This window comes from Methanolacinia petrolearia DSM 11571 (assembly GCF_000147875.1).
GTDB lineage: Archaea > Halobacteriota > Methanomicrobia > Methanomicrobiales > Methanomicrobiaceae > Methanolacinia > Methanolacinia petrolearia.
In genome coordinates this window covers 2,784,387-2,810,227 of sequence record NC_014507.1, presented here as the reverse complement: position 1 = coordinate 2,810,227, position 25,841 = coordinate 2,784,387, and the positions used below count along the sequence as shown (strand labels likewise).

The window sequence follows — 25,841 nt, the reverse complement described above, 5'->3', positions numbered from 1 at the left end:
TTGCCGGGTTTTCGGATTAAAAATATCCGGGGCGTCGTCGAGTCCAACCGTTTAGTTAATTATGCATCTTCAACAAAGACATTATGTAAACTATATTTTATATGCTCGGTATCTGGTCGTGGTAGAAATTATTAGGGAAGCTGATGAGAAAAACGCCGCCGGGGGGATGGACAGAATTGCAAAGACGCTCTTTAAGCCGATATATCCGGTAATTGCCGGGAATGCGGTGGAAGAGACCGGTATCAGTGAAGGAGTCTGTGTCGACCTCGGAAGCGGTCCGGCTTCCCTGGCTATCGCCATGGCAGCATATCCCGGTTTCAGGATCTATGCACTGGATCACTCGCCCGCATCGAACGAGATCGCGGAGAAAAATATTGAAAATGCGGGGCTTTCAGAGAGAATAACCGTTTTAAAAGGTCCTGTAGAGAAGATCCCGCTTGAATCCGGAATTGCCGACCTTGTCGTCAGCAGGGGCTCGGCATTCTTCTGGGAGGATTATGAAAGGGCGTTCTCCGAGATTGGAAGGATCCTGAAACCGGGGGGAAGATCCTATATTGGGGGCGGTTTCGGCAATGCGGAGCTGAGGGACAGCATCGTAGAGGAGATGATCCGCAGAGATCCGGATTGGGAGAAGAAGTACAGGAGGAATATGTCTTCCGATATGAAGCAGACGTTTCTGGACAATGCTTCGAAGCTGAAAGACTGCAGCTTCCGGTGCATCGATGACGAAACAGGGCTCTGGATAATTATTGAAAAGAAGGTAGAGGCATCATGAAATGCCCTGTGTGCGAGATCGGCTGTGATATACCGGAAGGTGGTGTGGGCCGGTGCGGCATGTATACATGTCTCGGGAAAGGAATAGCCGAGATCCACGGGAACTCGTATATGGCGATGATGCCGATTTCCATGGAGACTATTCCGATTCTGCACTACATTCCGGGGGCAAAAGTTCTGCAGGTCTCCTCCGTAGGCTGCAACTTCTCGTGCAGGGGCTGCATATCGGGGATATTCACTTCTAACCCGAGATCCGTGTCAGGTGCGCTGAAGAGAGTCCCACCCGAAAAGGTGGTTTCAAAGGCGATTGACGAAGGCTGCGAGGGAATCGCCTTCTGCCTCAACGAGCCGCTCGTATCCTATTATACGGTAATGGGTGTTGCGGAGGAAGCGGCAAAGGAGGGCCTTTTTACCGGAATCTCTTCAAACTGCTATTTTACAAAGAGTGCGGCGCATTTCCTCTCCAATACAATTGATTTTATCAATATCGGGTTCAAGGGTGCATCTGACGCAAGGTACCGCGACTGCGGGGTAATGTCATCCGAACCTGTTTTCAGGAACCTGAAGTTATTCCATGATGCAGGCGTGCATGTCGAGGCGTCTGTGATGCATCTTAAGGGGATGGAGAACGAAGTGGTCGGGACGGCAGAAGGGATCTCCGGGATTTCGTCCGATATACCCCTGCAGATCATGAGGTTCGTCCCGTTCGGGGATGCTGCGATAGATCTCGAGCCTCCGGTAAGCAGTTCCGAACTGCTCTGCAACGGGCTGAAGGATATTCTCGACCACGTGTATCTTTTCAATTCGCCCGGGACGCCGATGCTGAATACATACTGCCCAAAATGCGGATCGCTGATCGCGGAGAGGGAATTTTACGGTCCAATGGGCTCAAAAACAAAATGGTTCAGTCCGGGCGGAAGATGTACATGCGGCTATGTCCTCCCACTGAAGGGAGAGTTCAGGGAGGGAGTCTTCCACGAGGAGGGAATGATGGGCGGATACCGGCCGACGAGGGGGTTCGAGATGGTGCTTGCTATTCTGGAGTGCCTCGATGTCAGGGACGGTATAAAGCTCGACTGGCTCTGGAAGGACCTTATCAAAGAGAACTACCTCGCCTATGTTCATGAGAAACTGGCCTCGTTCGAGACGTACTACGAGATGATCAGGGATCTCTCCAGGAGAACCGGGAAGATCGACGAAGGAGAGGATCTTGTCTGTTATCTCGAGGCGAAGAGCCGAAAAGTGACAGAAAAAGCCGGAAATTTACCTGTTTCAAAGAGGCCTAATGTATACTATTCGATGGGCACTCCCCTGTTCGGGCTTATCTCGACGAGGTTTGAGAACAGTCTCGTCGAGTGCGCCGGTGGAAGGAGCCTCAACAGGAGGATCACCAGGAAGGGAAAGCCGGGTGTAACGCTTTCGAAGGAGGAGTTCGAGTGTCTCAATCCTGATTATGTCATTGTTTCAGGACTTTTCTCCTCTCCGGCAAGCGATTACATGGACTTCTGCATACGCGAGGGGCTGGATGCAGGCGCAGTCAGTAACGGGCGTATATTCAATATGGTTCCGGGGTGGGACTTCGGCAGCCCTAGATGGATCCTGGGGCTTATGCATCTTGCAAACATCCTGCATCCCGATATCTTCTCTTTCGATCTCGAGAGGGAGAGGAAAGAGTACTATATGATGTTCTACAGGGATTCGGATTACGATATAACCAACCGTTCTTTTGTGAAATACCTGCCCTGAAAAAAGATCAGGGAAAAAATTTTTATTTTTCCGGAGATTCCCAGCTGATGCACATCTTGCGGGATCTCATATTCATGAAATACTCCCCGGTTTCCGGGTCTTTTTCCAGTTTTTCGCCGAAATATCTTCTCAGGATCTCGTAGTGCTCTTCGGTCTCGGCGTTGAGGCGTTTTGCGAATTCATCGACCGCATCTTCGATTGATTTATAATCCAGCCTGTAGCTGTGCGGTGCCGAGACGATATCGGGATAGATCCCTTTGCTGTAAAGGAGGTTGAATATGACATCCGCCTTAGGCCCGGGGTGAAACTCCTCCCCGTGCATAACCGGCCAGAGCTCACGCATCATCGGCTCCCAGGAGTTTCCGCCTGCGAAGTGGAATAGGAGCACCCTGCCCCGGCAGACGGAGTTCATCTTATCGACGGCCTCCCATAGGTCGTGCATTCCGAGTGAAAAAGAGGCGAAGACGATATCGTACGGGGGATTAAGGTCGGATTCGGGGTCTACATCCTCCCAGGGCTTTTCAACCACCGTGATGTTTTCAATCCCGTTCTCTGCGATCTTTTCCCTCAGTACTCCGGCCATCGCGGGAGATGGTTCGACTGCGGTAACAGCGGCAGCCTTTCCCGCGAGGGGAATTGCAATCGTCCCGGGGCCTGCTCCGACGTCGAGTATTATCGAGTCCGGGGTGTACGGTATATTGCCGACGATCCAGTTCACCCTCTCTCCGCCGTCTTCAAACGAAGACTCGTAGAACTTCAGTGCGCTCTCGCGTGTGTCCCAGTACGAAGAGCACCCCGAACCTTTTTGCGCCTCGTTTCTCTCCATGCGGAGTTTCCATTCCGAATTCCAGTCTATATCGGTATTTTCCATATTTTCCGGCTCCTGTATGATAAAAATATGATTTACAAACTACAAGAATCTAATAAAAAGATTTGACACTCAAATATATTAACAGAGACGCCGGAACTTTTCAGGTGAATCCCGTGGACGATGAAATGATATACCTCAACAACGCTGCGACCACATGGCCGAAGCCGGACTGCGTAAAGGATGCTGTCATGGAGTGCATATCCATGCCGGTGTACGAGCCCGGCAGGACGACGATGAAGGAGCAGACCGATTATCCTTATGAAACAAGGAAGCGGGTTGCGGACTTCTTCTCTTCGGGACGGCCTGAAAATGTTATATTCACCCAGAACGCCACCGATTCACTGAACATGGCAATCCACGGGCGGGTTCTCGAAGCCGGAGGGAGGATGCATGTCATTACGTCCGATCTCGAGCACAACTCGGTTCTTCGCCCACTTTTCACCCTGAGGAGGGCGGGAAAGATCGACCTCTCGATAATACCCTCGAAGGACGGGATCATCGATCCTGAAATGGTTGCCGAAGCCGTCCGGCCGGATACCGGAATGGCCGTATTTAATCACGGGAGCAATGTCCTCGGAACCGTGCAGGATCTTGAAAGCATCGGGAGGATACTCTCGACTGAGGATATCTTCTTCGTCATTGATGCCGCCCAGACGGCCGGTCTTGTAACCGTGGATTTTGAAAAGATCCACGCTGACGCTTTGGCGTTCACCGGCCATAAATATCTCTTCGGTATCGCTGGGATCGGCGGCCTCGTTATCCGTTCGCCTGAAAAGCTGGCGCCTGTCCGGCAGGGAGGAACGGGTGCTGACTCATCGAATGTATATATGGGCGATGTTCCTCCAGAAAAATTCGAAGCGGGGACCCATAACTATCCCGGGATCGCCTCCCTCTACGCGGGCCTGGATTTCATAAACCGGAGTGGCCCCGGTGAGATCCGGAGAAAGTCGCTTGAGATGACGGATATGATCATCGGTGGCATATCCGGGTGCGACAGGGTGAAGGTATACAATAAAGATCCCGCCCTCCCGATCGTTTTGTTCAATATCGACGGGATCGACTGCGAGGATACCGGGTTCATGCTCTCGAACGTCTATTCGATCGTATCGAGGTCGGGGCTGCACTGCTCGCCGCTGGTCCATAATTCGATCGACGGGGGCAGGGGGGCAGTCCGCCTGAGCCTTTCCTGCATGAATACTGTGGAAGAATGTGAAAAGACCGTTAAAGCCATTTTGGAGATTGCACAATATGAAGATTAAGTTATCAAGGAAACACGTCGTCTGTTCGGACGGCTCGACAAAGGACGAACTGCTGCTTGACGAACCCGTGACAAGGGAATTTTTGGATTATCTCGGGAATTTCGGGGATATGACTATCAGGGAGAACCTGAAGGTGCCGGCATATTTCTTCTACTCGGAGGGCTATCTCTCGATGAAAGGGGTACTCGACGACGATTATGTAGAGATGAGGAGGCAGCTTAAGTTCGTGGAGAAGACCGAAGGGCTGTTCGGGCTGATCCTTTCCTCGTATACGGAGGGAAGCAGTGGCGTCCAAAAAGTTAAGGACGAGATGCAGAGGATCGCAGAAGATTAATTTACACCGGCCGGAAATCTCCTGTCAAGCTCTTTTCCAAGTTTGAGCAGGTAATCCCTGCCGAATTTTCCGTTTTCAAGATCCCTGACGAGTTTTTCAGGCAGTGTGCCTGCCGGGTGATCCGTCATTATTATCCCCAGAACCATACTGAGAGTGGTATCGGCGTCTCCGCCGAGCGAGAGTGTCTCCTGTATTGCCTCGAGGGGATTGTCTGAGTGCATTTTAATTATGAAGAGGACCGCACCGAGAACAGGCTTTGCATCGGTGTATGGCGGCCCGTAGTCTGCATATTCACCGAGTATAGTTTCGTGATCGAACCCTTCCAGTTCGTTGACGGTCTTCAGGTAGCTGCATATATTGGGCCATTTATGTTCCATATGTAACATAATATATTCAATAATGTTCTTCCGGGGGCCTCTGTCGTAGTAGAAGTAGTGCGATGCAAGTGCGATTGCGACGGAAGCCGAAATTGCGTGCTGGTGTGCATGGGAGATCTCCGAGTTTATTATCGCGTTTCTGATGACATCCCCGGTACCGGGGAAAAGGCCGATCGGGACCGCTCTCATTGCAGCCCCGTCCGATCTTCTCGCGGCTTTCTCCTTCCGGGTCATCGAGGCAATGAACTCTTCCCCTGTACTGGAGTTTTCGAGCATCGAGAGTGTTTCACGCGAATAACCTTCCCTCCTGTCACGCCTGTACGCCTCGGTAAACTTCAGGGCAAGAGTTTCGGCTTCAAAGGGCTTTCCGGAGATCATGGCCTCCGCAACTGCGATCGACATCTGGGTATCGTCGGTATAGATCCCGGTTCCTTTTGCATACCCCTCCGGGACTTTTTCTATCGTGATCTCCTTCCGGGGTATATTCTCGTACTCTCTGCCGAGTGCGTCTCCGATGGCGATTCCGAGCATCATCCGCTCCGCCTTTGAGAGCTCCATATACGATAGTATCGGCGGAGCCGGACAAAATGGTATTGGCCCGGCCGGCATCAGCAACCGGTATCTGCATGAAGGACAATAATAATGCGATGGATACGCAGACCGTTGCACCTCCGCTTCTCGACTTCGCGAATGTCACAATAATCAGGGAAAGAAAGGAAATACTCCACTCGCTGTCCCTGAGGGTGGAATCAGGGGAAAATATCGCGATTCTCGGTCCGAACGGCTCGGGAAAGTCGACGCTGATCCGGGCGATTACCCGCGAGAACTATCCCGTCCTGTGCGACGGCCTCAGGTTCAGGATCATGGGCAACGAGATCTGGCACGTGGGAACGCTCAGGACCATGCTTGGGATCGTCTCGCCCGAGCTCCAGTCCAGGTACAACCGGGAGACAACCGGGCGGGACGTGATCCTTTCGGGATTCTTCTCGAGCATCGGGCTGTTCATGCACGAGATTACGCCGGAGATGAGGGAGAAGGCCTGTGAAATACTTGAATTCCTGGAGATAGAGCACCTTGCCGACCGCCAGATGACGAGGATGTCGACAGGCGAGGCGAGGAGATTCCTGATCGGGCGTGCACTGGTACACGACCCGAAGGCGCTTATACTCGACGAGCCGACGACGGGCCTCGATCTGCATGCCCTCCACCATTTCAGGTCGGCGATACGAAAGATTGCGGCCTCGGGGACGAACATCATCATGGTGACCCATAACCTTCACGATATAATCCCCGAGATATCGAGGGTCGTACTGATGAAGGACGGGAGATTCTTTTCGGATGGCCCCAAGGAGGAGATCCTGAAGGACGATATCATCGGCGGCCTCTTCGATGTCCCGGTGAATATCAGGAAAGAAGGCGACTGGTACTACGCCAGCGGTTTTTAATCCTCTTTTGTATCCTCGTACAGCCAGACCATCCTGTCGAGGAACCAGAGCTTTCCGAGGTATACGAGGGCCGACCCGAAGAGAACCGGCCAGATCTCAAGGAAATAGACGCCATATATCACGAACAGAAACCCTACGCCTGATACGGCCGAGAGAATGTTTGGCGCCCGGCGGTGGCGTTCAGGTACAGGCACGGTCTTTCTGTTGAGCCAGATTCTCTCCCCGAGGACGGATTTTGAAGCCCAGTTGTCTGTTGATTCGGGTTTTTTGAAGAGCCTTGGGTTTACCCACATCCATAAGATCGCGGCTGCGACCGGGACTATCGCCAACCACCCGAGCCAGACCCTGCTCCAGAACGCGACGATGAGTACGGGCAGGACCGTGTTCCTGGTCCATACGCTCCACGGGTTCGAATGCCTTTCCCAGGTCTCGTCGTCCATCGCGAAGAGGGATGCGATCTTCTGCTCTTTTGTCACGTGAATAAAATCATCCCGTATCGATTTTATACATTATGCCGGAGGAAAAGACGTAAAAACAGCCCGAATTTCAAATGGCAATCTTCAAATGTTCAATAAAACGCATTTACTTATGAGTTTTGGCAGAAATTTTCCGGTTTTGCTTGTTATTGTTATTGCAGCAGTATTTCTTTCGGCGGGCTGCACAGGTACAGAGTCACCGTCATCCGGAGTCACTGTCCCGTCGACGGAAGAGATCACGATCCCTGATCTTGTCGGGACATGGGTCTGGAGCGGGGATCTCGCAGCCCACAGTGCGAAGAGAGATTTCAACACCACCGCGACATCATGGACTATGACGGTCACGGACCAGGAAGAGAGAACTTTCACCGGTTACAAGGAAATGGAATACAACGGGACTTTAAACCGCGAGAACTTCTCGGGTGCGATCTCCTACGACGGAAAGACGATCTACTTTGCCGATCACGATGAAGGCTTCACGGTCGCAAACGTGATCTCCGCAGACGAGATTGAACTCATCTATCTCGATGACGGCGATAATGCAAGGGCGATGATAATCTACCTTATCCGTGCATAGACGGATCTTTCCCTTTTTTCCCTGAGATTCACGATTGTTCGATCAGTTTTGCAGTACCTTGATAAAATTTAATTAGTACTCATACGAACAATATGTTATGGCATATATGGAATGGTCAGAGAATCTCTCTGTCGGAATTAAGGAGATCGACGAACAGCACAAGAAACTCGTATCGCAGATAAACGCCCTCCATGACGGAATGAGATCCGGGCAGGGGAAGGATACCCTGGAGAAGACCCTCGGAGAACTTGCGGACTACACCCAGTATCACTTCAAGACCGAGGAGAAGTACATGGAGAGGTTCGGCTACCCGGACTTCGAAAAGCACAGGGAAGAGCATGACGCATTCGTCGGGAAGGTCGCGGATTTCCAGAACGCTTTTTCTTCGGGAAAGCTCGGCCTTTCGATCGACGTCATGAAGTTTCTGAGCGGATGGGTCGCAGGCCACATCAAGGGAACGGACAAAAATTACACCGAATGCTTCAAAGACCACGGCCTTTTGTAAATACTAACGAAATACTATTTTTTACTAAATTAGTATTTAGGGGAAGAAACTCTTCTTTATAGATTCTATCAAAATGTAACATATTGATAGATTTTGATACATGATTATCAATTATGCAACAGCGAAATGAATCTCTCCTTCATCGCAATAGTGGTGAGCAGAGGTTTTTTTCAACACCGAATTAGCAAATAAAAAGTGTGATGAAATCAGATACACATTATTATCCAATTTATACCAGACACAATAAGGGCAATGAATCATGGCTTCCAAACTGATGCCTAAGGCGATCAGGTTTCAGAAGAAAAAATCTGTAAATGGCTAAAACATGATTAAAATCTTTAATACAAACGAAAATATTGTTCTTCAAAGGACATGGTCACTTTTTATTTTGTTTATTGTTGCTGCTTTATCAATTATATGTGTTTTAACTATTTTATGGTATAAATCAAGTCCAAATTTTATAGTTCAATTATTGTTCTGGATTTCATACTTTACTTCGAGTTTTATATTAATTTTTCATTATTTTGTCTATATGGAATCAAAAGATCAGCAATATTTAACGAAAAATCAGCAATTCCCCGTAGATCTTGACAGTTCCAAAACAATCCATGATGCTTTTATTATCGCGTATTCTGTGGGAAACGGGGATGTGGTTGTTGGTTTTGACAACCTGATTAAGACCTTTAAAGCCAAAAATTACCCTTTTAAGATATACCATTGTTATAATCCTGAAGATATGAAGACTGTCTTGGTAAATGAATGTGCTAAATATATCTGGATATTTGGGCATGGGTGGTGTGGTGGAACCGCATTTAAATGGAAGCCGATTTCAAATGGTATTTTTCATCGTAAATCAGAAAATATTTCGATATTAAGATACAGTGACCTTCTTGAAGATGATGAAGCAATCTTTCCTAAAAAATTATTTATAGGCCAATTTCACTGCAATCACGCCTCTAAAAAAGATTCGTCCAGAATTACACTTCCTGAAGTCCTGATGGATAAGGATACAGATCCCGGTCAATATTTTGTTTCTGATTTTTATAATTACCATCTTTCAATCTGGTTTTCAACAAGAAAACTTGTAAAAAATCTTGAAAGAACCCCTTTTGATGCAGGAGAGACTTCAAAGAATAAAAATTAAGTGATCAATTTTTCTTCATTATTAAACCGCATTTACAAAATCTATCAAAATGTAACAAATTGATAGATAATGATAATAAGGCTTAATCAGAAACAAAAAAATAATAGATATTTAGTTGCCGGATTCTGAATATAAACGAACTCATCCCGTTTCATCATAAGAAATCCTGTAGATCTTTCCTGCATAATCGTCCGAGACAAGCATAGAGCCGTCGGGGAGGACTTCGACGTCAACCGGCCTTCCCTTTACCTCCCCTGAGGAGTCCAGGAAACCGGTAGCGAAGGAAACAGCCTCCGGGTTTTCATCTCCCTGCCTGACAGTTACGATCTGGTATCCGATCGGCGTCTCCCTGTTCCAGGAGCCGTGTTCGGCTATGAATATTGTATTGTTGTATTCTTCCGGAAACATCGATCCCGTATAGAACCGCATGCCCAGGGGAGCGACATGGGCGGGAAGCTCGACAACCGGGGGTGTGCTGCCGGCCGGATTGTCCTCCCCTGCATACTCGGGGTTCTCAATATTGTCGCCATAATAATAGGGGAACCCGAAATCCATGCCCGGCTCCGGTGCACGATTCAGCTCGTCCGGAGGAAGATCATCCCCAAGCCAGTCCCTTCCGTTGTCGGTGAACCAGAGATCGCCCGTTTCGGGGTCCCAGTCGAATCCGACAGTGTTCCTGATCCCTGTGGCATAGATCTCAAAACCGGTCCAGTCTGGGTTGATGCGAGCAATTGTCCCGTAAATACTCTCTGTAGTATTGCAGATGTTGCAGGGCATGCCGACCGGTATATACAGCATCCCGTCCGGGCCGAACCTGATGAATTTCCAGCCGTGGCTTGTCTCTAACGGGAGATCGGAGAACACAGTCACAGGCTCCGGCGGATTGTCGCGCCTGTCTTCAATATCGTCATAACGGAGTATTCTGTCGACTTCAGCCACGTAGAGCGATCCGTTCCTGAATGCAACCCCGTTCGGCATAAAGAGCCCTTCTGCAATAGTCCACTGCTCATCGGAATAGCCGTCGCCGTTAGTATCCTTAAGTGCGTAAACCATTCCCTCGTCCCGGGTTCCGACAAATATTGTTCCCTGGTCTCCAGTGGCAAGGGAGCGTGCCCCCGGAACATTATCTGCAAAAATTTCCGCTTTAAATCCCGTAGGAAGGGAGATAAATCCTGCCGTTCCGGAATTGTTCACCAGGACCGGAACAGGCCCTTCAATGATTAAAAGGGTGAAAAATATCAGCACTAAGGCCACTACAATACTAAGTCCGGCAATTATCAGCCGCATGGGCAATTCACCTGTGAGGGGAATTGTCACTTCATGTTCATGTATCTTTCCCTGGACAATCCCTCCGGATCAAAAATAGCAACTTATATCTTCTACTCAAAGAAATCCGGAATCATGCAAAGTTAATATTGGGTGAAACGGATTATGGAAACAAAAAAAGTCCTGATAGCGGTTGTTATCTTTTTGTGCGGAATTATCGCCGGATTCTGCATATATGTGGCTCTCGTGCCGGCCGGATCGCCTGGCGGGCCCGGGCATTATTATACGAATGAAGCCCCGGAACCGATCGGACCTTACAGCCAGGCTACAGGGGCCGGGTCTCTGGTTTTTACATCCGGCCAGATCGGGATCGATCCGGCCACCGGAGACCTCGTCACGGGAATTGAAAACCAGACGATGCAGGTGATGGAGAACCTTAATGCCGTTCTCTCCTCCGCAAACCTCGCCTTCTCCGATGTCGTCTCCACCCACATATACGTGGCCGACCTCGGGTACTGGGATGCCATAAATTCGATATATGGCAGTTATTTTGGTGAAAATCCGCCGGCGAGGTGCGTAATAGAGGCAGGGAAACTTCCACGCGGGGCACTGATCGAGATCGAGATGATCGCCGTCAGGACCGGGGTGTAGCCTTTTTACTGCAAAATCTAATTCGGTTTCAGTTTTAGGATAAACAGATATTACGGGCGGCTGTGATGAAGCCCACAGATCTCGTACTATAGTAATATTTCCGGATTCTCTCAACCATATATCAGGAAACATCATGACATTCATCATCGCCCAGAGGACTCTGTTATGATTCATGCCAGCCGGAAGGCTGGGTGGGCAACCTAATCATTATAATCCGGATAAGAGCCGGAGACAAAGCAGAAATCTCATTAATCATTAAAATAATGAATAATTTGGAAAAATACGCATGAATGCAGTCGAAACTGAAGATCTCAGGAAGTCTTTCGGGCCCGTAACCGCAGTTGACGGGGTCAGCCTGTCAATCCCGGAAGGAGGAATATTCGGGTTCCTCGGCCCGAACGGGGCAGGAAAGACCACGACAATCCGGATGATGACCGGAGTCCTGATCCCGGATTCCGGCTCTGCAAGGATATTCGGAAACGATGTCCACAGCGATCCGCTTGCTGCAAAGCTTAAGATGGGTGTGATTCCCGAGAACGGGACCGTATACAGCGATCTCACCGCAGAGGAGAATATACTCATCACCGGAAAGTTCTACGGGATGGACAAGGAGCTCCGCGAAAAGCGTGCCGGGGAGATCCTTGAATGGCTGGGGTTAACAGAAAGGCGAAACGATCTCGTGCGTATGTTTTCGAAGGGAATGCGGCAGAGAATAAGTATCGCCTGCGCAATCGTCCATTCACCGCCTCTTCTTATTCTCGACGAGCCGACGACAGGACTGGACGTATACAGCAGGAGGCTCGTCATCGACACCATCCGCCGGATGAATTCGGAAGGCAGCACCATCCTCCTTACAACCCACAATATCGAGGAGGCGAACATGCTCTGCAGCGACATCGGCATAATAAACAAAGGAAGGATTGTTGCGACTGGAAGCCCCGAGAAGCTCAAGAAAACCTTCGATACTTCGAGATACGTGGAGGTCTCCTTCAACAAAACGGTCGCGGAATCGTACTTTGCAGCCACGGGCATCACCCGTGCCGAGCAGTGGGGGGACAAGTGGCGGATATACTCGGACGACCCCGATCTTGCCGTCAAGCATGTCGCATCGATGGCAGAGCGGGAACATCTCTCCATTATCTCTATTGCAACATCGAATCCGACGCTCGAAGAGGCGTTTGTGAAACTTACTGAGGAGGCCTGATTATGGACTGGAAAACCTTTGCACGGAGCATCCTGGCCGTAATGGAGAAGAACATGCGGATATATTACTTCAAGGGGCCTGTGATGATCTTCGGCCTGCTCTTCCCCCTGATCATGTTCTTCACCTTCTTTATAGGTAGGGACCTGGACCTCGTCCTGTTCTATCCCGGCTTCCTAGGCATGATGCTATTCTTCACCGCATCATCAGTCGGTCCGCTTATAACTCCGTGGGAGAAGAGAGAGAAAACATACGAACGCCTCGTCTCCCTCCCGGTAATCCTTGAAAGCATAATAATCGGCGACGTGCTTGCCGGAGCCGTATTCGGGACCGCAATTACTATAGTGGTGTTCTGCATCTCGGCAATGATTCTCCCTCTCAATATCGCAAACGCCGGTGTTATGCTGCTCGCGATTATACTCGGATCGATAGCATTCGCAGCCCTCGGGACATTGCTGTCGTCCCCGGCGACGAACAATCCCTCCAATATAATGATGCTGTCGAGCCTTGTCCGTCTCCCGATAATATTCATCTCCGGGATCTTCATTCCCCTAAGCCAGCTCGGGGGATGGAGCTATATACTGACTTCATTTTCCCCGCTGACTTACATAGTCGATCTCTTTCATTCTTCCCTGAACGGCGACGGGGTATACCCGGTTTGGATGGACGTGCTCGTGATGCTGGCGGTGATACTGCTGTTTATCGGCGGTGCGAAGGTGATACAGAAGAGAAACCTTGCAAGAGGAGTATGAAACCGTTTCAGCGACTATTCCCAATAAACCTGCAGCTGCCTTTCGGGACGGTGATCGTGAAGTCGATACCCTTCCCGGCGCCTGGAACATGTTAACTCAATATCATTAATCTATGGGGCAAAATGGCAAATACTATTTATCAATCTTTTTAATATTGTTACCATGAAGAAACAGATTTTTATCATTTCTTTCATCCTGCTGGTTTTGTTTGCTGTCTTTTCAGGATGTACAGGTCAGGGGGATAACGGCAGCGGATCCGGTCAGGCAGGAAATACCAGTGAGATTCTGGTCTACTGCGGAGCAGGAATGAGCGAACCGATGGAAGAGATTGCATCCCGGTTCACTGCAGAGACAGGTATTGTAGTCAACTATAATTTTGGCGGATCGGGAACTCTTCTCTCGCAGATGGAGCTTACTGAAAAGGGTGACGTATACATGCCCGGATCGACGGCGGATTTCAACACCGCGATGGGCAGGGGGTTCATCGTCAACGATACCGAGAAACTCGTAGTGTATCATGTCCCTGTGATTGCAGTGCCGAAAGGCAACCCTGCGGGAATCACCTGCCTTGCAGATCTCGGAAACGAGGGAGTTAAAGTCGAGCTCGGTGATGCGTCTGCATGTGCAATCGGAAAGTTATCCAACAAGATAATTGAGAAGAACGGTCTGAATGAAACGATCTACCCGAATGTGGTGACACGTGCGGCAACAGTGAACGAGATCGTGCTGCAGACATCTCTCGGAACTGTCGACGGCTCGATAATATGGGAGGACCTTGGTGATTCGGACGACCTTGAGATCATATACATACCGAACAACCAGAACATCGTGAAGATTGTCCCGATCGGCGTTATGACATTCTCGGAGAGTCCTGACGAGGCCGAAGATTTCGTCGAATACGTCTCATCTGAGAAGGGTCTTTCAGTCTTTGAGGATTATGGATTTACCACCTATCCGGCTGACAATTATGCCGATGTGAAGGCCTGAATCAAATTCTATTTTTTTCAAAAAAAGATTATATCGTCTCAAAACCGAGAGCACGGTTTGTCATCGCGACCGACTCTTCGGCCGTTGAGGCCCCACCTGTCATAGCCCTTATGCAGTCCACGTTCTCTACGACGACATCGGCCTCCTGGTGAATCGCCTGGAAGAGATAGAGCTCCTTTCCGTCTACTATGGACACTGAATCTTCGAAGACGCACGACTCCCAGAGGTCTGATCTGGGCCTTCCGAGATCGGATGCGTACTCCCTTAGTTCTGCGGTGCTCTTTATTCCCGTGTATCCCTTTACAAGGCCGATCCTCGGGTGGTCAGCAATCATTTTAAGGAACTTCCCCCGGTCTCCTGTCTCTTTAAGATCCATCTGTATGATGTGCATATGCATGAATGTCGTCGGAACGACAAGTGCGGTCGTCACGATGTCGATCTCGGGCAGAACTGTCTGGACGTCTGGGCCGTGATGGGACGGAATGGTTACGGGGTTTAAGACAATCGCATCCACGGGCCCGCGTTTTGCATCACCGGGATCTGCTCCGCGCCTCACCATCGTAGCCCTGACCTTTTTAACGCCGAATGCGGTATCCGCAAGTTTGATTATGCGGCACAGCCCGGTAGTGTTGCATGATACGACCCTTGCAAACTGCCGCCCTCTTGCGTCCGCAAAGTTGCAGGAAGAGTTGAAGGAATATCCGGCGACCTCATGCTCCTCTCCTCCCTGCCATATTGCCATTTTGCCGTATTTCTCATACATCGCCTTGTTTCCGGCCCCTACTCCGCCGGGGGTTGCATCGACGATGATATCTGCGGCCCGGACCATCTCCTCGACGGTTCCCGCCACCTTCATCCCGGCCTTCTCGAAACTTTCCTTCTTTGAGATATCTGCAATATAAAGCGGGTACCCGCGTTTTTGTGCAATCATTGCCTCATGGCTCGGTCTGGTCTTGGATACTCCGATGATCTCCATATCGGTCTGTGCGGAGACGGCATCTGCGACCCTCTTGCCGATGGTCCCGAATCCGTTTACGGCAACCTTTATCATAGTACGCTAATCTATGGCATTCCTACATAATATTTTACGCGATACTGTCCCTTCACAGACCGGAGGATCAGGACGCAGGCATCCGATCCAGTAATTACTAAATCTGATAAGGGATTTAATAGGTAGGTATATGAACCATTATTCGGGGAAAATCCTCTTTGGCGGAATAATTGTTCTTGCATTTGTTCTTTTTGTGCAGGCGTCCTCGGCCGCTGCCGGTGGAGACGGGCCTCAGCTCGAGTGGATGAAGGAGTATCCGGTCGAAGAGATCGAAATATTGTCGGTATGCGAATCCGCGGACGGGGGATACTATGCAGCAGGCGCCGGTCCTGAAGGAAGACTTGTAATGAAGCTCGATTCAGAAGGCAACACGCTGTGGAAGAAGTATATTCAGGGGAGTGATGAAAACGGAAGCATAAAAATGGTCAAGGAATCGCCGGCTGGCGGCCTGATGCTCTTTGCTGACGGTGAGAATCTTATTAAGGCAACAGATGATGCCGTATTCGAATGGGAGTTCCACCAGCCTGTAGGGAAGGTCTCTTCGGTCGACGCCGTACCTGACGGTTCCGGTGTTATGGCCGGAACTTATTTCCAGGGGTTTCTGACAAAGGTCGCTTCGGACGGAACGGAGGCCTGGAACAGGACCTTGGGTGATCCTGACGGCGGCGGGCAGTATATCCTGAGGTCTGTACAGAATGATCCTGACGGCGGATTCATAATCGCAGGATATATCAATCCCATATTTGTGGTATCGGACTATAACGGATTTCTTATGAAGACCGATGCAGACGGCGGGAAGATCTGGGCAAGGCAGTATTCGGGAAATGCGTCGGGGATGCTCCTGTCAGCCACCCCCGTTGATTCAGGAGGTTATGCAGCAGCACGGTTTCAGGCACTGGCTGGTGAAGACAATTCAACAGTGGATGTTCCGTCTGTTATATTCACGAATGCCGACGGGGAAGTTACTGGTGTTGCCGATTATAACAAATCCGTATCATATGTCTACCATATTGAAAATGCAGGCGATAACGGATATTATCTGACCGGAATAAAATTTGAAGAGTTGGCTGAAGATGATGAATATAAGATCATCAGAACCGATCTTTCAGGCAACGTAATCTGGGAAAAGGGGCTGGATGATGTCGCACTGAACGGTTTTACGGCAACATCCCACGGCGATTTTCTGGTTGGAGGCATCAGTTATGACGGAAACACAAGCGTTTTAGCTAAATATGGCGTGGATGACAAATCCAAAGGGGCTTCGGGCTTCGATCTCATTCCTGCCTTTGCGGCATTTGTCTTTGCCGCAGTATATCTGGTTTTCCGGAAAGGATCTGAATAATCTTTTTTTCTAAGATAATCCTGTGACTCTGATTTAGGATTGTTTCACTCTAAATTTGAAGTTATTGACAGTTAATAATCTAAAAAAAGGAGTTTGGGGGTTGTTGGTGAAATGAAACCCCGATGTTATTCATGCGGGGTGTACGTGTGTTTCATGGTGATTGCGGGAACCCGGTTTGAGAGGTATATCGCTATGGTTGCGATTTATTTTGCTTATGCAAATTTGGGCATTTGGAGGATTTGTGTTCATGAGTTATGGAACTGGTTGCTTGATATGCTGGTGGTTCCCGCGTGTGTGTTGTAGAGGTTGTCCAACAGGAAAAATTACTATTGGATTGCATATAATAGGTTGTTGGAAATAGTATATAAACATATCTTCTAATGCTTTGCATTATCTATTGCAATGTGGCAAGCCATATGTTTAGCAATGTCGAAATCAATAAGTAATGGCTCAAAAAAATGATAATGGTAGATATGGATTCCTACGCTGAAGAATTATCAAGAGTTATTGAAATTCTAAAGGAGAATCCCCGTGGGCTTTCCGTTACCGATATCGCCGCGCATATATCGGTAAACAGGAATACCGTTTCAAGATACCTCGACATGCTCCGGATATCGGGCCAGGTTGATATGAAGACATACGGGAAGGCAAAGGTGTTCTTTATATCCCAGCGTGCTCCGATTTCGGCCATGATCAACTTTTCTTCCGATATGGTCGCGGTAATAGACAGGGATCTGGCCGTTGCCCAGGTAAACGATTCGTTTTGCGAATTCCTTGACATAAAAAGAGAGGATATAATCGGAAAAGAGCTCAGGAACTCGCCTCTTGTAGGCTTCGATCACCCGGTGATAAACGAGAGGATTATGGCCGCGCTTGAAGGAGAGGAGAGCACCGACGAGATACGGATAATGAAAGTGGACGAAGAGAAGCACTTTAAAATCCGGCTGATTCCGACTGTTTTAAACGATTCCACCCCCGGTGTGACCATCACGCTTGAGGACATCACAAAGAGAAAAAAGGCTGAAGAAGCGTTAATATCAAGTGAGAGAAACTACAGGTCGCTTGTTGAGGAGATCAACGATGCGATATGGGATCTTGACGACAACGCAAGGTTCACATATGTAAGCCCCAGAACTACGGAAATACTCGGATTCCAGCCTTCGGAGCTTATAGATAAACCAATTTACGAAATTCTTAACGAAGAGGGGAAGTCGGCCCTAGACAGCTGCATCCGTGAATGCCGAAATAATGGCGGCGGTCCGGAAATTTTCAACTGCTCGGTTCTGCACAGCAACGGCCATAAAATCATTCTCGAATCAAGCCTCTGCAGGCGTTATGATGAGTTCGGAATCGGAACGGGCTACAGGCTTGTATCAAGAGATGTGACAGAGAGGGAAAAGGCATACCGCGGGCTTTTCAAATGGAAATCCTTCCTGAATTCGGTCGTCATGAATATTCCTGCGATGGTTCTTGTAAAAGAGGTAAAGAAAGGCACTTATATCTTCTTCAACAGGGAAACTGAGGAGTTCTTCGGTATAAATAGTGCTTCTGCCACAGGAAAGATGGGGTGGGAGCTCTTTCCCGACAAGTTCGTGGAGTACCTTATTTCGGGGGATAGGGAGGTTGCATCCACGGGTGCACCCGTATCAATGTCAGAACTGAGGCTGAAGATTTCGGGCAAGAACGAGAGGATAATCAAATCCCGCAAAGTTCCGATCTTCGGGATGGACAACAGACTGGAGTATATCCTGACCCTACTTGAGGATATTACAGAAGAAAAAAGGGCCGAAGAGGAGATTATTGCACAGAGGGACCAGGCACAGAGCTATCTTGATCTCGCTGGTGTCATGATTGCCGTAGTTGACAGGCAGGGCCGCCTGACCCGTATCAACCGCTACGGGTGCAGGATGCTTGGGGTCACTGAAGACCAGATAATCGGAAAAAACTGGTTTGAAACAGTCATTCCTGCCGGGAGAAGGGATCACCTGAGAAAACAGTATTCGAGAATTATTGCGGGGGAGATCAGCCCCCCGCAGAGCGAGGAAGGCGTCATTGTTACATCCGGTGGCGGGGAAATACCCGTATTATGGCATAATTCTATAATAAAAAGCCCGGAAGGGGAGATTACTGCAATAGTATCGTCCGCGTCTCAAAACATTTCATGAAATAGTGCTTTCAGGTAATGCACATAAATCTTTTATCAGGTATGAACTCAGTTAGAATAGGATAGAAAATATATGAGAGCTTCAGCCATTCTTCCGGCAGGAATTATAATATTGCTATTGGCGGTTCCGGGATTTGCCCTTGCGGCGTCGGGCGACGATATGAAATTCTACGCCTCCGGTGACCCGGTATATATAAGGGGTGAAGCGCCGGGTTCACAATCGACGGGCCTTACGGCCTGGATATTCGGTCAGAACTACTGGTCTTCAGAGAATGTAAATACGGAATCCGACGGTTCATATACCTACGAGATAGGCAGCGGGTTGACAGGCTCCCTGTCTTCAGGACAGTACTTTGTGATTATACAGCACCCGATGTACAACGGTGTATTCGATGTAACGGTCAGGGAAGGATGGCCTTCATCGGGCCAGACAAGCGCGGTTTCGACAGCAGGAGGCAGCTTCGTGATCGAAGGGCAGGGGAAACTGCAGGGTTCGGCAGCGGCTTATGCCCTTATGAATCTGCTGGATTCGCAGAATATCGACGATACATATACGGTAACGACCTTCTTCCTCGAAGAGCCCTGGTTAAGGGCAGATGAAACTGAAGCCTGGCAGGCTGGATCGATAATCGAACTTGAAGGAACGACAAATATCGCTCAGGGAGAGCAGCTGGTGTATACATTTTCACCTGTTTCCGGGGATATACCTTCATCCAAGCAGTCAGGGGGGACTGCATATACCACGGAGATGGCAGGAAAGAGCACTGTCGAATACGGCATGCCGTATAACCTTTGGAGCGTAGATATCGACACAGAAGGAATGGAGCCGGGAACATATATCTTTACGATAGAAGCGGTATCTGAAGGAAATGCACTTCAGAAATACATCACCCTTTACGAACCTGTCGAAACACCGCAAATCACCGCGAAGCCGACTTCACAGGAATCGGCCGGACCTACGGGGACCAAGATGACGGTGGAGACAACCACTGCCGCGACAGCGACACAATCACCCGTTTCACCGGTTCTTGCCGTCGTTTCGATATTTTCGGCGCTCTTAATCGGTACGGCCGGCAGAAGTTTCCGGCGCAGATAAAAATATTCCCTGAAAAATAAAAAATAAGCTTATTTTTTCTGAAAATACCATATCATTTACGTATAATTTTTGTATTATTAATTCGTTAATTCATTCATGGTTACCCGTCTTAGAAGGTACGGCCAGATTGTCGACGTCGGGATCAAATATGGCTTCGGAATATTTTTGGATGAGATCGATCCCGATGCCACAAAGCGAAAATTCTTTGATAAGAAGACAAAGCCGGATGAAAGGTCGGTATACGAGAGGATGCGTCTCGCTCTCGAGGAGCTTGGTCCAACATTTGTAAAATTCGGTCAGATGATTGCATCGAGAACCGAATCCCTTCCTCCGGAGCTTGTAAGGGAGTTCAAGAAGCTTCACGACCATGTCGGCCCCGTTCCGTTTGAAGAGCTCCGGCCGACAATTGAGAGGTACTGCGGACCGATTGAAGAGACATTTGAATTTTTTGATGAGACCCCTCTTGCCGCGGCTTCGATCGGCCAGGTGCATCGCGGCATTCTCAAGGACGGGACAATTGTCGCTGTAAAGGTGCAGCGCCCCAATATAAAAGAGACAATAGAGACCGACACCCTGATAATCGAAAGTATGGCCAAGAGGTATGAAAGGGTCAATCCTGCAGTCAGGGCCTACAACCTCTCCGCAATGGTCGACGATTTCTCGAAGATGATCAAAAAGGAGCTGAATTTTGTATCCGAAGGGAAAAACGCCGATATATTCCGGCGTAATTTTGCCGGCAGGGAAAGAATAAAGTTTCCTAAGATCTTCTGGAAATATTCCGGCCCCGAATGCCTGATGATGGAGTTCATCGACGGTATAAGGGTCGACGATGTGGACGGGATCAGGTTTATGGGCTATGACCCGACGGATTTTGCCTCTCTCGGTTTCACGGCATACCTTAAGATGATCTTCGAGGACGGATTCTTCCATCTCGATCCGCACCCCGGAAACCTGAAGGTAACCCCCTCGGGCGAGCTAGCATTCCTTGATCTGGGGGCTATTGCGATAATCAGGCCTGAGAGGCGTGACCTGTTTATTAAACTCCTTCTGGCGATCGTAGATACCGATGTCAACCTGATAGTCGAGACCTTTCAGAAGCTCGGCGTTAATATCACCGAGGATAATGAGGACGATATAAAGGACCAGCTCTATTATGCCCTCTTCGATGTCGAGGGCATGGAGCTTGAAAGTGTTGATGCAGGTTCTGCTCTCGAATCGATTCCGAGGATCATGAACGTATACAAGATTCAGATCCCGGGAACCCTGATGTCGTTGCTGAAGGTAATCGTAATGGTGCTTTCAATAGGAACGGAGCTGAATCCGAAGTTCAACTTCTATGGCGAGGCCAGGCCTTACCTGAGGGAGATCCTGGAGGCAAGGTATCTTTCAAGGTCAAGCTTCCAAAAGACCTCCCACACTCTTTTGGAGAGTGCAGAGAGCATAATGAAGCTTCCGAAGATTATCAACAGGACACTCGACAGGATGGCAAAGGGAAATATTCAGGTTGATATAGTTGCAAAGGATGTCGAGAACCTGAGCAGCACGATAGAGAGAGCGTCCGACAAGATCCTTATGGGACTCGTATCCTCGGCACTCGTCATCGGAGCCTCGATTGTGATGTTCTCCGCAGACTTTGAATATTCCGATTATCTCATAGCTCTTACGGTTATAATCTACCTGATCGCCTTCGTCCTGGGCCTTGCAACGCTCATAAAAGTCCTGTACCGGGATAAGAAGAAGTGAGGGAAAAATACCCGGCAACGGAAAGGGGATATTCTAAAAGATCTTTTTTATCCTTTCAGAAAACCGTTAATCTTAACTTTTTTTTCAAAGGGGATCTCCGGTGCGGCGATCTTCAGGTCGACTGCGGCGGTACCCCTGACAACAATATCAAGATCCCCCCCTATCAGTCCGCCTGCGGCTGAAATAACTGCAGCGTTTTTCAGCTTTACGGGGATCTCCGCCCGGGTTACCCCACCTCCTTCGATCCTGACGTTATCTTTTTCACCGTCTCCCAAAAAGGATTCATTATTTTCTTTCAGTAAAAAGACGCTGAACTTAACTGATTTCAGGGTACCCCCGATGGGCATGGGATTGTGAACCGAAAGTGTTACATTGAGTGTGGTGCTCTCAATTCCGATATCGCCGATACCAACAGATGCGATCTCTATCGAAGGCTCTTTTGACTCCTGCATAATGATCCAGATGCTTCGATTTGCCTTTTAATTTTCGAATTATCTCATATGCGAACAATCAAAAGGAATATATCAAATAGTTTCCTTCATTCTATCATCGGTATAAGAAAACATCTGGCGGCTTTGGATATTCTTATACTTTTGAGGGCCTTTTGCATGTCACACAGGGCTAATAAAGACTACAGGATCCACGTTGCAGTGCTGGTGGCGATTCTGTTGATAGTGGCTGCTATTTCTTTTTTTATTCCTCCTGATTATATCATTAGCAGGTCCCCGAATCCGGCCCTGAAATCCTGCGGATCAAAAGGATTTGCAGGATGGCGTGAATGTATAGGTACACGTGAAACAGCAGGAAAAGCAGGTGAAGGGGCCCGGTTTGAGATTTTAATCCCCAAGACAGCTTTTAGGATAATTGAGGAGTAGGAACATGCCAGGTTCAAAAGTTCTGATTGTAGAAGATGAGGTCATAGTAGCAATGAGCATCGAAAGGACGCTCTCTTCCTTCGGCTATGATGTTGTCGGGCTGTCGACATCACCGGAGGATGCCATAAGGATTGCAGGGGAACTGAAACCGGATCTGGTTTTAATGGACATCAATCTCGACGGTGAGATCGACGGTATAGATGCGGCCGAAAAAATTGCACAAACATCGGATATTCCTGTCATATATCTTACTTCATATACAAATGAGGAAACCATGAGAAGGGCTATAGGAACAAATCCTTACGGTTACCTGACAAAACCTGTACGCCCCAAGGAGCTTTATACGACAATCGAGACAGTCCTGAACAAGCATCGTGCGGAGATCGCGGAGAGGGAGCTTAAGGAGAGCAAAAGAACCCAGTGGGAGATCCTAAACAGCCTCGATTTCGGCATCTGTGTAGCCAGCTATGAACCTGATAAGGAGAGGTGTACAATCGCGGCCATCAACGAAAAGGCCTGTGCTATCCTCGGAGTACCGGGGAGGGAGCTCTGGAAGAACAAAGCAGACCTTGATGACTATATCCCCGGACTGGCTGAAACTGTCTCCCGCTCTATTGCGGAAGGAAGGAGGAGTGTAGTCTTGAGATCCGGGTTTGCAGAAAGCGGGGCCAGTTATCTTCTCAGGTTTATCGGTTCCGGTGGAAATTATTCAATATTAATCAGTTTTATCGATAATAATGGAAGCAGGGAGATCCTGGACGGCATAAACAAAATTACCGGGCATATATCCTCAATTCTTACTCTATGCAATGGAAAAAACGGAGTCGCCAAAGAGATTTCGGAACATGCTCTTGAAATCGAGAAGATAATGAAAAACTACTGAACTGGTTCATGCATAATTTTATTCCGAAGGCAAACCGCCTGGCAGGAACATCTGTTTTGAAGAGGAATTATTAAATTTCAAATCAAACGATAATTCAAAGGGTGAATATAATGACTAAAGCTGAGGAATATCTGCAGGAGTATGTCGAAAGGATCGGTAAATCCGTCAGCGGAATTGATGAACGGACCGGGCATGCAATCGCTTCGATGCTTGGGGCCTATAAGAATGCCATCTATTCAAAAGCAGTAAAAAACGCAGACAAATCCCTATCGCTTCTTAAAAAAGGGGGAAGTCCGGCCGTATTGTCAAAAGCCGTTATTATTGTCAGGAACAGCTCGATTAGGCTTGCACCGATGCAGAAGAGCATGAGCTCAAGTTATACTTGGGAAGGCAGGGCCGCCGGTGGTGTCGGAAGTATCGGGGATGCCGAGATTATTGAATGTGACTTCGCACCCGAAGATGAGGAGTATCTTGCCTTGGTACTTCCACAGGATGAAATAAAGGTACCTGAGGAATACAACCTCGACAACGCACTGGCTCTTTGCTATGCAGCTGCACTAAAATCATCCCCTCTCGACGAGCAGTCTCTCCAGGAGTGGGTGTATACATATGTTCTTACGAAAATATCCGATTATATCGGGGAATAATCCGGGTATTTTTGTTATATTTTTTGAAAAATATCTAAAGCGGAAGATCACATTCCAGAGGCGATACTTGCGCAGATCTCTCCGCGAATTGTGAGGGATACTATTGTGAGGGGTACTAAAATCCAAAAACCAATTTAGAGTACCCTGTTATCACTGGACGAGGTTATGCGTGTAGTGCTCGGGCTCCTCGTATGTTTCGAGCTTTCCTTCCTCATTTAAAACGGAGATAGTGCCGTGGCCGCCGCAGACAAGGCATTTCATACCTGTTTCCTTCTCGAATTCAGATGCCATCTCTAAAAGCGCCTTCCTCTCGTTTCTTGCAAGATCGCTGTCTACGTTAACCGACGTAACAAGGAAGTCTGCGATGGAGTTGTAGGTTCTTCTGTCTTTTGAAAAGCTGTGGAAGTTCATCAGGCTGTCGGCGGTGAACAGCAGTCCCTTATCCGGGCTGAAGAGGATGAGCTGGCCCGACTGGTGTCCGCCTTCGCTTATGAGAACTTCGAAGTCCACCCCGGCGATGTTCATCCTACCTATAATTGGAAATATGGACCTGAACTCATCGGAAGATCCGGGAAACAGCCTGATGTTTTCCTCCCTAGGGGGGTTCCATCTTGAAAAGAGGGCTATCATCGTTGTGTAGACCCGTTCGAGGATCGAATTCTCGCTCTTCGATCCCCATGCACGGTTTCCTCTCCTGATGATTTCGAGTGTCACCGGGTGCATGTACGCCGGAACTTCGTATGTCCCTCCCGCACCGCAGTGGTCGGCATCTCCGTGCGTCGTGACGATATATTTCAGCTTCCCGTCGATATCAAGGCCGTAATACTCGAACAGCTTCCGTGCATCCTTTGCATATATCCCATAGCCGGTATCTATCATCACAATCTCGTCGGGGTTTTCAAAAAGGAATATGCTTCCTCCGCCGGGAAGCTGGAAGCAGAAGAGCGTCAGGGAATCCGACAGTCTTATCTCCTGGACATCGGCATAGAATCCGTTTCCTGTCGTGGACTGCAGGTATTCACCGCATCTCAAATAATTATCGAAGACCTCCTCGGGATCGTTTCCGAGATGTGTAAGCTCCTGGACCGTATGGTTGATATCCTTCAGGAAGTCCATGAGGAGCTCCTCGTCCTTGTCATCCTCGAGATATTTCCTGATCTGCTGGGCGAACCTGACATAGAATATTGTCCTGTCGAGCGATTCCCCGGTAATATCATATTCCAGGATTTCGATGGGATATGCCTCTCTCAGGACGTTCATCAATTCCTCGGCTTTCCCGGTATCATTCAGTATCAGGCTGACGGAAACGATGTCAGGCATGCTACCTGTATCGTCGAAGTCAATCGATGTAATTCCGGCTTCGGACCCGGAGGTAATCTTAAGAAATTCAAGCAGGGAGCCACTTTTATGCGGGACTTTCACCTTGAACTTGAGGAAAGGGAGGCTCCGGATTGATGTTCTCAGGAATCCGCCTGAGATCATCTTTTCTCTTATTGCCTGGTAGTCTTCGCATGTGCAGGTCACCTCTATGAAGGCAGTATGCGGATCGATCTGCCTGTCGTAGTGAATCCTGTTGATATTGCCTTTGTTTTCGAAGATAATCTGCGATGCCGTCTGTAAAGACTGACGTGTATCGGGAATGTGCGCAACAAAAGAAAACCTGTTCATATCAATT

Annotated in this window: 26 protein-coding genes; 19 read left to right on the top strand and 7 right to left on the bottom strand. The window is 48.7% G+C overall.

What is annotated here, in order from left to right; all coding sequences use genetic code 11:
* Positions 1-118 precede the first annotated feature (118 nt).
* Together MPET_RS14105 and MPET_RS14100 are read left to right on the top strand one after the other, a co-directional pair.
* Entirely contained in the window at positions 119-775 is a 657-nt protein-coding gene (locus MPET_RS14105) for a class I SAM-dependent methyltransferase (protein WP_225353827.1), read from the top strand.
* The gene (locus MPET_RS14100; RefSeq protein WP_013330710.1) at positions 772-2,520 is read left to right on the top strand and encodes a radical SAM protein; all 1,749 of its coding nucleotides are present in this window, start codon (positions 772-774) and stop codon (positions 2,518-2,520) included. The genes MPET_RS14105 and MPET_RS14100 overlap by 4 nt, the downstream gene beginning before the upstream one ends.
* Before the next feature lie 22 nt (positions 2,521-2,542).
* Here MPET_RS14100 and MPET_RS14095 read toward each other — a convergent pair whose 3' ends face one another.
* Positions 2,543-3,391 (bottom strand): class I SAM-dependent methyltransferase, encoded by an 849-nt coding sequence (locus MPET_RS14095; RefSeq protein ID WP_013330709.1) that lies wholly within the window; start codon positions 3,389-3,391, stop codon positions 2,543-2,545.
* A gap of 113 nt (positions 3,392-3,504) precedes the next feature.
* On the opposite strand from MPET_RS14095, the gene MPET_RS14090 reads away from it, so the two are divergent.
* Entirely contained in the window at positions 3,505-4,650 is a 1,146-nt protein-coding gene (locus MPET_RS14090) for an aminotransferase class V-fold PLP-dependent enzyme (RefSeq protein WP_225353826.1), read from the top strand.
* Positions 4,640-4,984 carry a hypothetical protein gene (locus MPET_RS14085; protein WP_013330707.1) on the top strand — a complete coding sequence of 115 codons (345 nt, stop codon included), beginning with the start codon at positions 4,640-4,642 and terminating at the stop codon, positions 4,982-4,984. The genes MPET_RS14090 and MPET_RS14085 overlap by 11 nt, the downstream gene beginning before the upstream one ends.
* Here MPET_RS14085 and MPET_RS14080 read toward each other — a convergent pair.
* Entirely contained in the window at positions 4,981-5,919 is a 939-nt protein-coding gene (locus MPET_RS14080; RefSeq protein ID WP_048130888.1) for an ADP-ribosylglycohydrolase family protein, read from the bottom strand. The genes MPET_RS14085 and MPET_RS14080 overlap by 4 nt on opposite strands.
* Positions 5,920-5,948: 29 nt before the next feature.
* On the opposite strand from MPET_RS14080, the gene MPET_RS14075 reads away from it, so the two are divergent.
* A complete protein-coding gene (locus MPET_RS14075; protein ID WP_013330705.1) occupies positions 5,949-6,806 on the top strand; it encodes an ABC transporter ATP-binding protein in 858 nt (285 codons plus the stop codon).
* Here the strand turns inward: MPET_RS14075 and MPET_RS14070 are convergent.
* Positions 6,803-7,282, bottom strand: coding sequence for a DUF6653 family protein (locus MPET_RS14070; protein WP_013330704.1), 480 nt, complete (start codon positions 7,280-7,282; stop codon positions 6,803-6,805). The two genes, MPET_RS14075 and MPET_RS14070, sit on opposite strands and share 4 nt — an antisense overlap.
* A 139-nt stretch (positions 7,283-7,421) precedes the next feature.
* On the opposite strand from MPET_RS14070, the gene MPET_RS14065 reads away from it, so the two are divergent.
* The 3 genes from MPET_RS14065 to MPET_RS14055 all read left to right on the top strand — a co-directional run bounded on the left by MPET_RS14065 (position 7,422) and on the right by MPET_RS14055 (position 9,508).
* On the top strand, positions 7,422-7,859 hold the full coding sequence (locus MPET_RS14065) for a hypothetical protein (RefSeq protein WP_048130887.1): 438 nt from the start codon (positions 7,422-7,424) through the stop codon (positions 7,857-7,859).
* A gap of 97 nt (positions 7,860-7,956) precedes the next feature.
* Positions 7,957-8,364 carry a bacteriohemerythrin gene (locus MPET_RS14060; RefSeq protein ID WP_013330702.1) on the top strand — a complete coding sequence of 136 codons (408 nt, stop codon included), beginning with the start codon at positions 7,957-7,959 and terminating at the stop codon, positions 8,362-8,364.
* 532 nt (positions 8,365-8,896) lie between these two features.
* Complete coding sequence (locus MPET_RS14055) at positions 8,897-9,508, top strand: hypothetical protein (protein WP_013330701.1); 612 nt, start codon at positions 8,897-8,899, stop codon at positions 9,506-9,508.
* A 141-nt stretch (positions 9,509-9,649) separates the two neighbouring features.
* On the opposite strand, the gene MPET_RS14050 is transcribed toward MPET_RS14055, so the two are convergent.
* Complete coding sequence (locus MPET_RS14050; RefSeq protein WP_013330700.1) at positions 9,650-10,795, bottom strand: PQQ-dependent sugar dehydrogenase; 1,146 nt, start codon at positions 10,793-10,795, stop codon at positions 9,650-9,652.
* Between the two features lie 144 nt (positions 10,796-10,939).
* Between MPET_RS14050 and MPET_RS14045 the strand changes: the two genes are divergently transcribed.
* The 4 genes from MPET_RS14045 to modA all read left to right on the top strand — a co-directional run bounded on the left by MPET_RS14045 (position 10,940) and on the right by modA (position 14,365).
* On the top strand, positions 10,940-11,425 hold the full coding sequence (locus tag MPET_RS14045) for a Rid family detoxifying hydrolase (protein WP_013330699.1): 486 nt from the start codon (positions 10,940-10,942) through the stop codon (positions 11,423-11,425).
* Positions 11,426-11,711: 286 nt separating this feature from the next.
* Positions 11,712-12,629: a daunorubicin resistance protein DrrA family ABC transporter ATP-binding protein gene (locus MPET_RS14040; RefSeq protein WP_013330698.1), complete on the top strand. Its 918-nt coding sequence runs from the start codon at positions 11,712-11,714 to the stop codon at positions 12,627-12,629.
* A 2-nt stretch (positions 12,630-12,631) separates the two neighbouring features.
* Entirely contained in the window at positions 12,632-13,378 is a 747-nt protein-coding gene (locus MPET_RS14035; RefSeq protein ID WP_013330697.1) for an ABC transporter permease, read from the top strand.
* Between the two features lie 162 nt (positions 13,379-13,540).
* Positions 13,541-14,365 (top strand): molybdate ABC transporter substrate-binding protein, encoded by an 825-nt coding sequence (gene modA / locus MPET_RS14030; protein WP_013330696.1) that lies wholly within the window; start codon positions 13,541-13,543, stop codon positions 14,363-14,365.
* A gap of 28 nt (positions 14,366-14,393) precedes the next feature.
* Here the strand turns inward: modA and MPET_RS14025 are convergent, their stop codons facing one another.
* Positions 14,394-15,416, bottom strand: coding sequence for a type II glyceraldehyde-3-phosphate dehydrogenase (locus MPET_RS14025; RefSeq protein WP_013330695.1), 1,023 nt, complete (start codon positions 15,414-15,416; stop codon positions 14,394-14,396).
* Positions 15,417-15,546: 130 nt separating this feature from the next.
* Here MPET_RS14025 and MPET_RS14020 point away from each other — a divergent pair, with 130 nt between their 5' ends.
* The 4 genes from MPET_RS14020 (at position 15,547) to MPET_RS14005 (ending at position 21,761) form a co-directional block, all read left to right on the top strand.
* Positions 15,547-16,758: a PQQ-binding-like beta-propeller repeat protein gene (locus MPET_RS14020; RefSeq protein WP_013330694.1), complete on the top strand. Its 1,212-nt coding sequence runs from the start codon at positions 15,547-15,549 to the stop codon at positions 16,756-16,758.
* A gap of 464 nt (positions 16,759-17,222) precedes the next feature.
* Positions 17,223-18,923, top strand: coding sequence for a PAS domain S-box protein (locus tag MPET_RS14015; protein WP_225353825.1), 1,701 nt, complete (start codon positions 17,223-17,225; stop codon positions 18,921-18,923).
* Between the two features lie 72 nt (positions 18,924-18,995).
* On the top strand, positions 18,996-20,018 hold the full coding sequence (locus MPET_RS14010; RefSeq protein WP_013330692.1) for a hypothetical protein: 1,023 nt from the start codon (positions 18,996-18,998) through the stop codon (positions 20,016-20,018).
* A 96-nt stretch (positions 20,019-20,114) separates the two neighbouring features.
* Complete coding sequence (locus MPET_RS14005) at positions 20,115-21,761, top strand: ABC1 kinase family protein (RefSeq protein WP_013330691.1); 1,647 nt, start codon at positions 20,115-20,117, stop codon at positions 21,759-21,761.
* 47 nt (positions 21,762-21,808) lie between these two features.
* Here the strand turns inward: MPET_RS14005 and MPET_RS14000 are convergent, their stop codons facing one another.
* Positions 21,809-22,213 (bottom strand): NDR1/HIN1-like protein, encoded by a 405-nt coding sequence (locus MPET_RS14000; RefSeq protein ID WP_013330690.1) that lies wholly within the window; start codon positions 22,211-22,213, stop codon positions 21,809-21,811.
* A gap of 48 nt (positions 22,214-22,261) precedes the next feature.
* Between MPET_RS14000 and MPET_RS13995 the strand changes: the two genes are divergently transcribed.
* From MPET_RS13995 to MPET_RS13985, 3 genes are all read left to right on the top strand, one after another.
* Positions 22,262-22,636 carry a hypothetical protein gene (locus MPET_RS13995; protein WP_048130884.1) on the top strand — a complete coding sequence of 125 codons (375 nt, stop codon included), beginning with the start codon at positions 22,262-22,264 and terminating at the stop codon, positions 22,634-22,636.
* 4 nt (positions 22,637-22,640) lie between these two features.
* Positions 22,641-23,519, top strand: a complete 879-nt coding sequence (locus MPET_RS14930) for a response regulator (RefSeq protein WP_013330688.1) — start codon at positions 22,641-22,643, stop codon at positions 23,517-23,519.
* Positions 23,520-23,629: 110 nt separating this feature from the next.
* Complete coding sequence (locus tag MPET_RS13985) at positions 23,630-24,166, top strand: hypothetical protein (protein ID WP_013330687.1); 537 nt, start codon at positions 23,630-23,632, stop codon at positions 24,164-24,166.
* A 150-nt stretch (positions 24,167-24,316) separates the two neighbouring features.
* Here the strand turns inward: MPET_RS13985 and MPET_RS13980 are convergent, their stop codons facing one another.
* On the bottom strand, positions 24,317-25,834 hold the full coding sequence (locus MPET_RS13980) for an MBL fold metallo-hydrolase (RefSeq protein WP_013330686.1): 1,518 nt from the start codon (positions 25,832-25,834) through the stop codon (positions 24,317-24,319).
* Between the last annotated feature and the right edge of the window lie 7 nt (positions 25,835-25,841).

Coding starts and splice junctions, on each gene's coding strand:
- modA (WP_013330696.1), top strand. CDS start 13,541: ATGAAGAAACAGATTTTTATCATTTCTTTCATCCTGCTGGTTTTGTTT.
- MPET_RS14100 (WP_013330710.1), top strand. CDS start 772: ATGAAATGCCCTGTGTGCGAGATCGGCTGTGATATACCGGAAGGTGGT.
- MPET_RS13995 (WP_048130884.1), top strand. CDS start 22,262: ATGCGAACAATCAAAAGGAATATATCAAATAGTTTCCTTCATTCTATC.
- MPET_RS14005 (WP_013330691.1), top strand. CDS start 20,115: ATGGTTACCCGTCTTAGAAGGTACGGCCAGATTGTCGACGTCGGGATC.
- MPET_RS14095 (WP_013330709.1), bottom strand. CDS start 3,391: ATGGAAAATACCGATATAGACTGGAATTCGGAATGGAAACTCCGCATG.
- MPET_RS14025 (WP_013330695.1), bottom strand. CDS start 15,416: ATGATAAAGGTTGCCGTAAACGGATTCGGGACCATCGGCAAGAGGGTC.
- MPET_RS14015 (WP_225353825.1), top strand. CDS start 17,223: ATGGTAGATATGGATTCCTACGCTGAAGAATTATCAAGAGTTATTGAA.
- MPET_RS14050 (WP_013330700.1), bottom strand. CDS start 10,795: ATGCGGCTGATAATTGCCGGACTTAGTATTGTAGTGGCCTTAGTGCTG.
- MPET_RS14085 (WP_013330707.1), top strand. CDS start 4,640: ATGAAGATTAAGTTATCAAGGAAACACGTCGTCTGTTCGGACGGCTCG.
- MPET_RS14035 (WP_013330697.1), top strand. CDS start 12,632: ATGGACTGGAAAACCTTTGCACGGAGCATCCTGGCCGTAATGGAGAAG.
- MPET_RS14020 (WP_013330694.1), top strand. CDS start 15,547: ATGAACCATTATTCGGGGAAAATCCTCTTTGGCGGAATAATTGTTCTT.
- MPET_RS14080 (WP_048130888.1), bottom strand. CDS start 5,919: ATGGAGCTCTCAAAGGCGGAGCGGATGATGCTCGGAATCGCCATCGGA.
- MPET_RS14930 (WP_013330688.1), top strand. CDS start 22,641: ATGCCAGGTTCAAAAGTTCTGATTGTAGAAGATGAGGTCATAGTAGCA.
- MPET_RS13980 (WP_013330686.1), bottom strand. CDS start 25,834: ATGAACAGGTTTTCTTTTGTTGCGCACATTCCCGATACACGTCAGTCT.
- MPET_RS14075 (WP_013330705.1), top strand. CDS start 5,949: ATGGTATTGGCCCGGCCGGCATCAGCAACCGGTATCTGCATGAAGGAC.
- MPET_RS14055 (WP_013330701.1), top strand. CDS start 8,897: ATGGAATCAAAAGATCAGCAATATTTAACGAAAAATCAGCAATTCCCC.
- MPET_RS14060 (WP_013330702.1), top strand. CDS start 7,957: ATGGCATATATGGAATGGTCAGAGAATCTCTCTGTCGGAATTAAGGAG.
- MPET_RS14000 (WP_013330690.1), bottom strand. CDS start 22,213: ATGCAGGAGTCAAAAGAGCCTTCGATAGAGATCGCATCTGTTGGTATC.
- MPET_RS14040 (WP_013330698.1), top strand. CDS start 11,712: ATGAATGCAGTCGAAACTGAAGATCTCAGGAAGTCTTTCGGGCCCGTA.
- MPET_RS13985 (WP_013330687.1), top strand. CDS start 23,630: ATGACTAAAGCTGAGGAATATCTGCAGGAGTATGTCGAAAGGATCGGT.
- MPET_RS14010 (WP_013330692.1), top strand. CDS start 18,996: ATGAGAGCTTCAGCCATTCTTCCGGCAGGAATTATAATATTGCTATTG.
- MPET_RS14045 (WP_013330699.1), top strand. CDS start 10,940: ATGGAAACAAAAAAAGTCCTGATAGCGGTTGTTATCTTTTTGTGCGGA.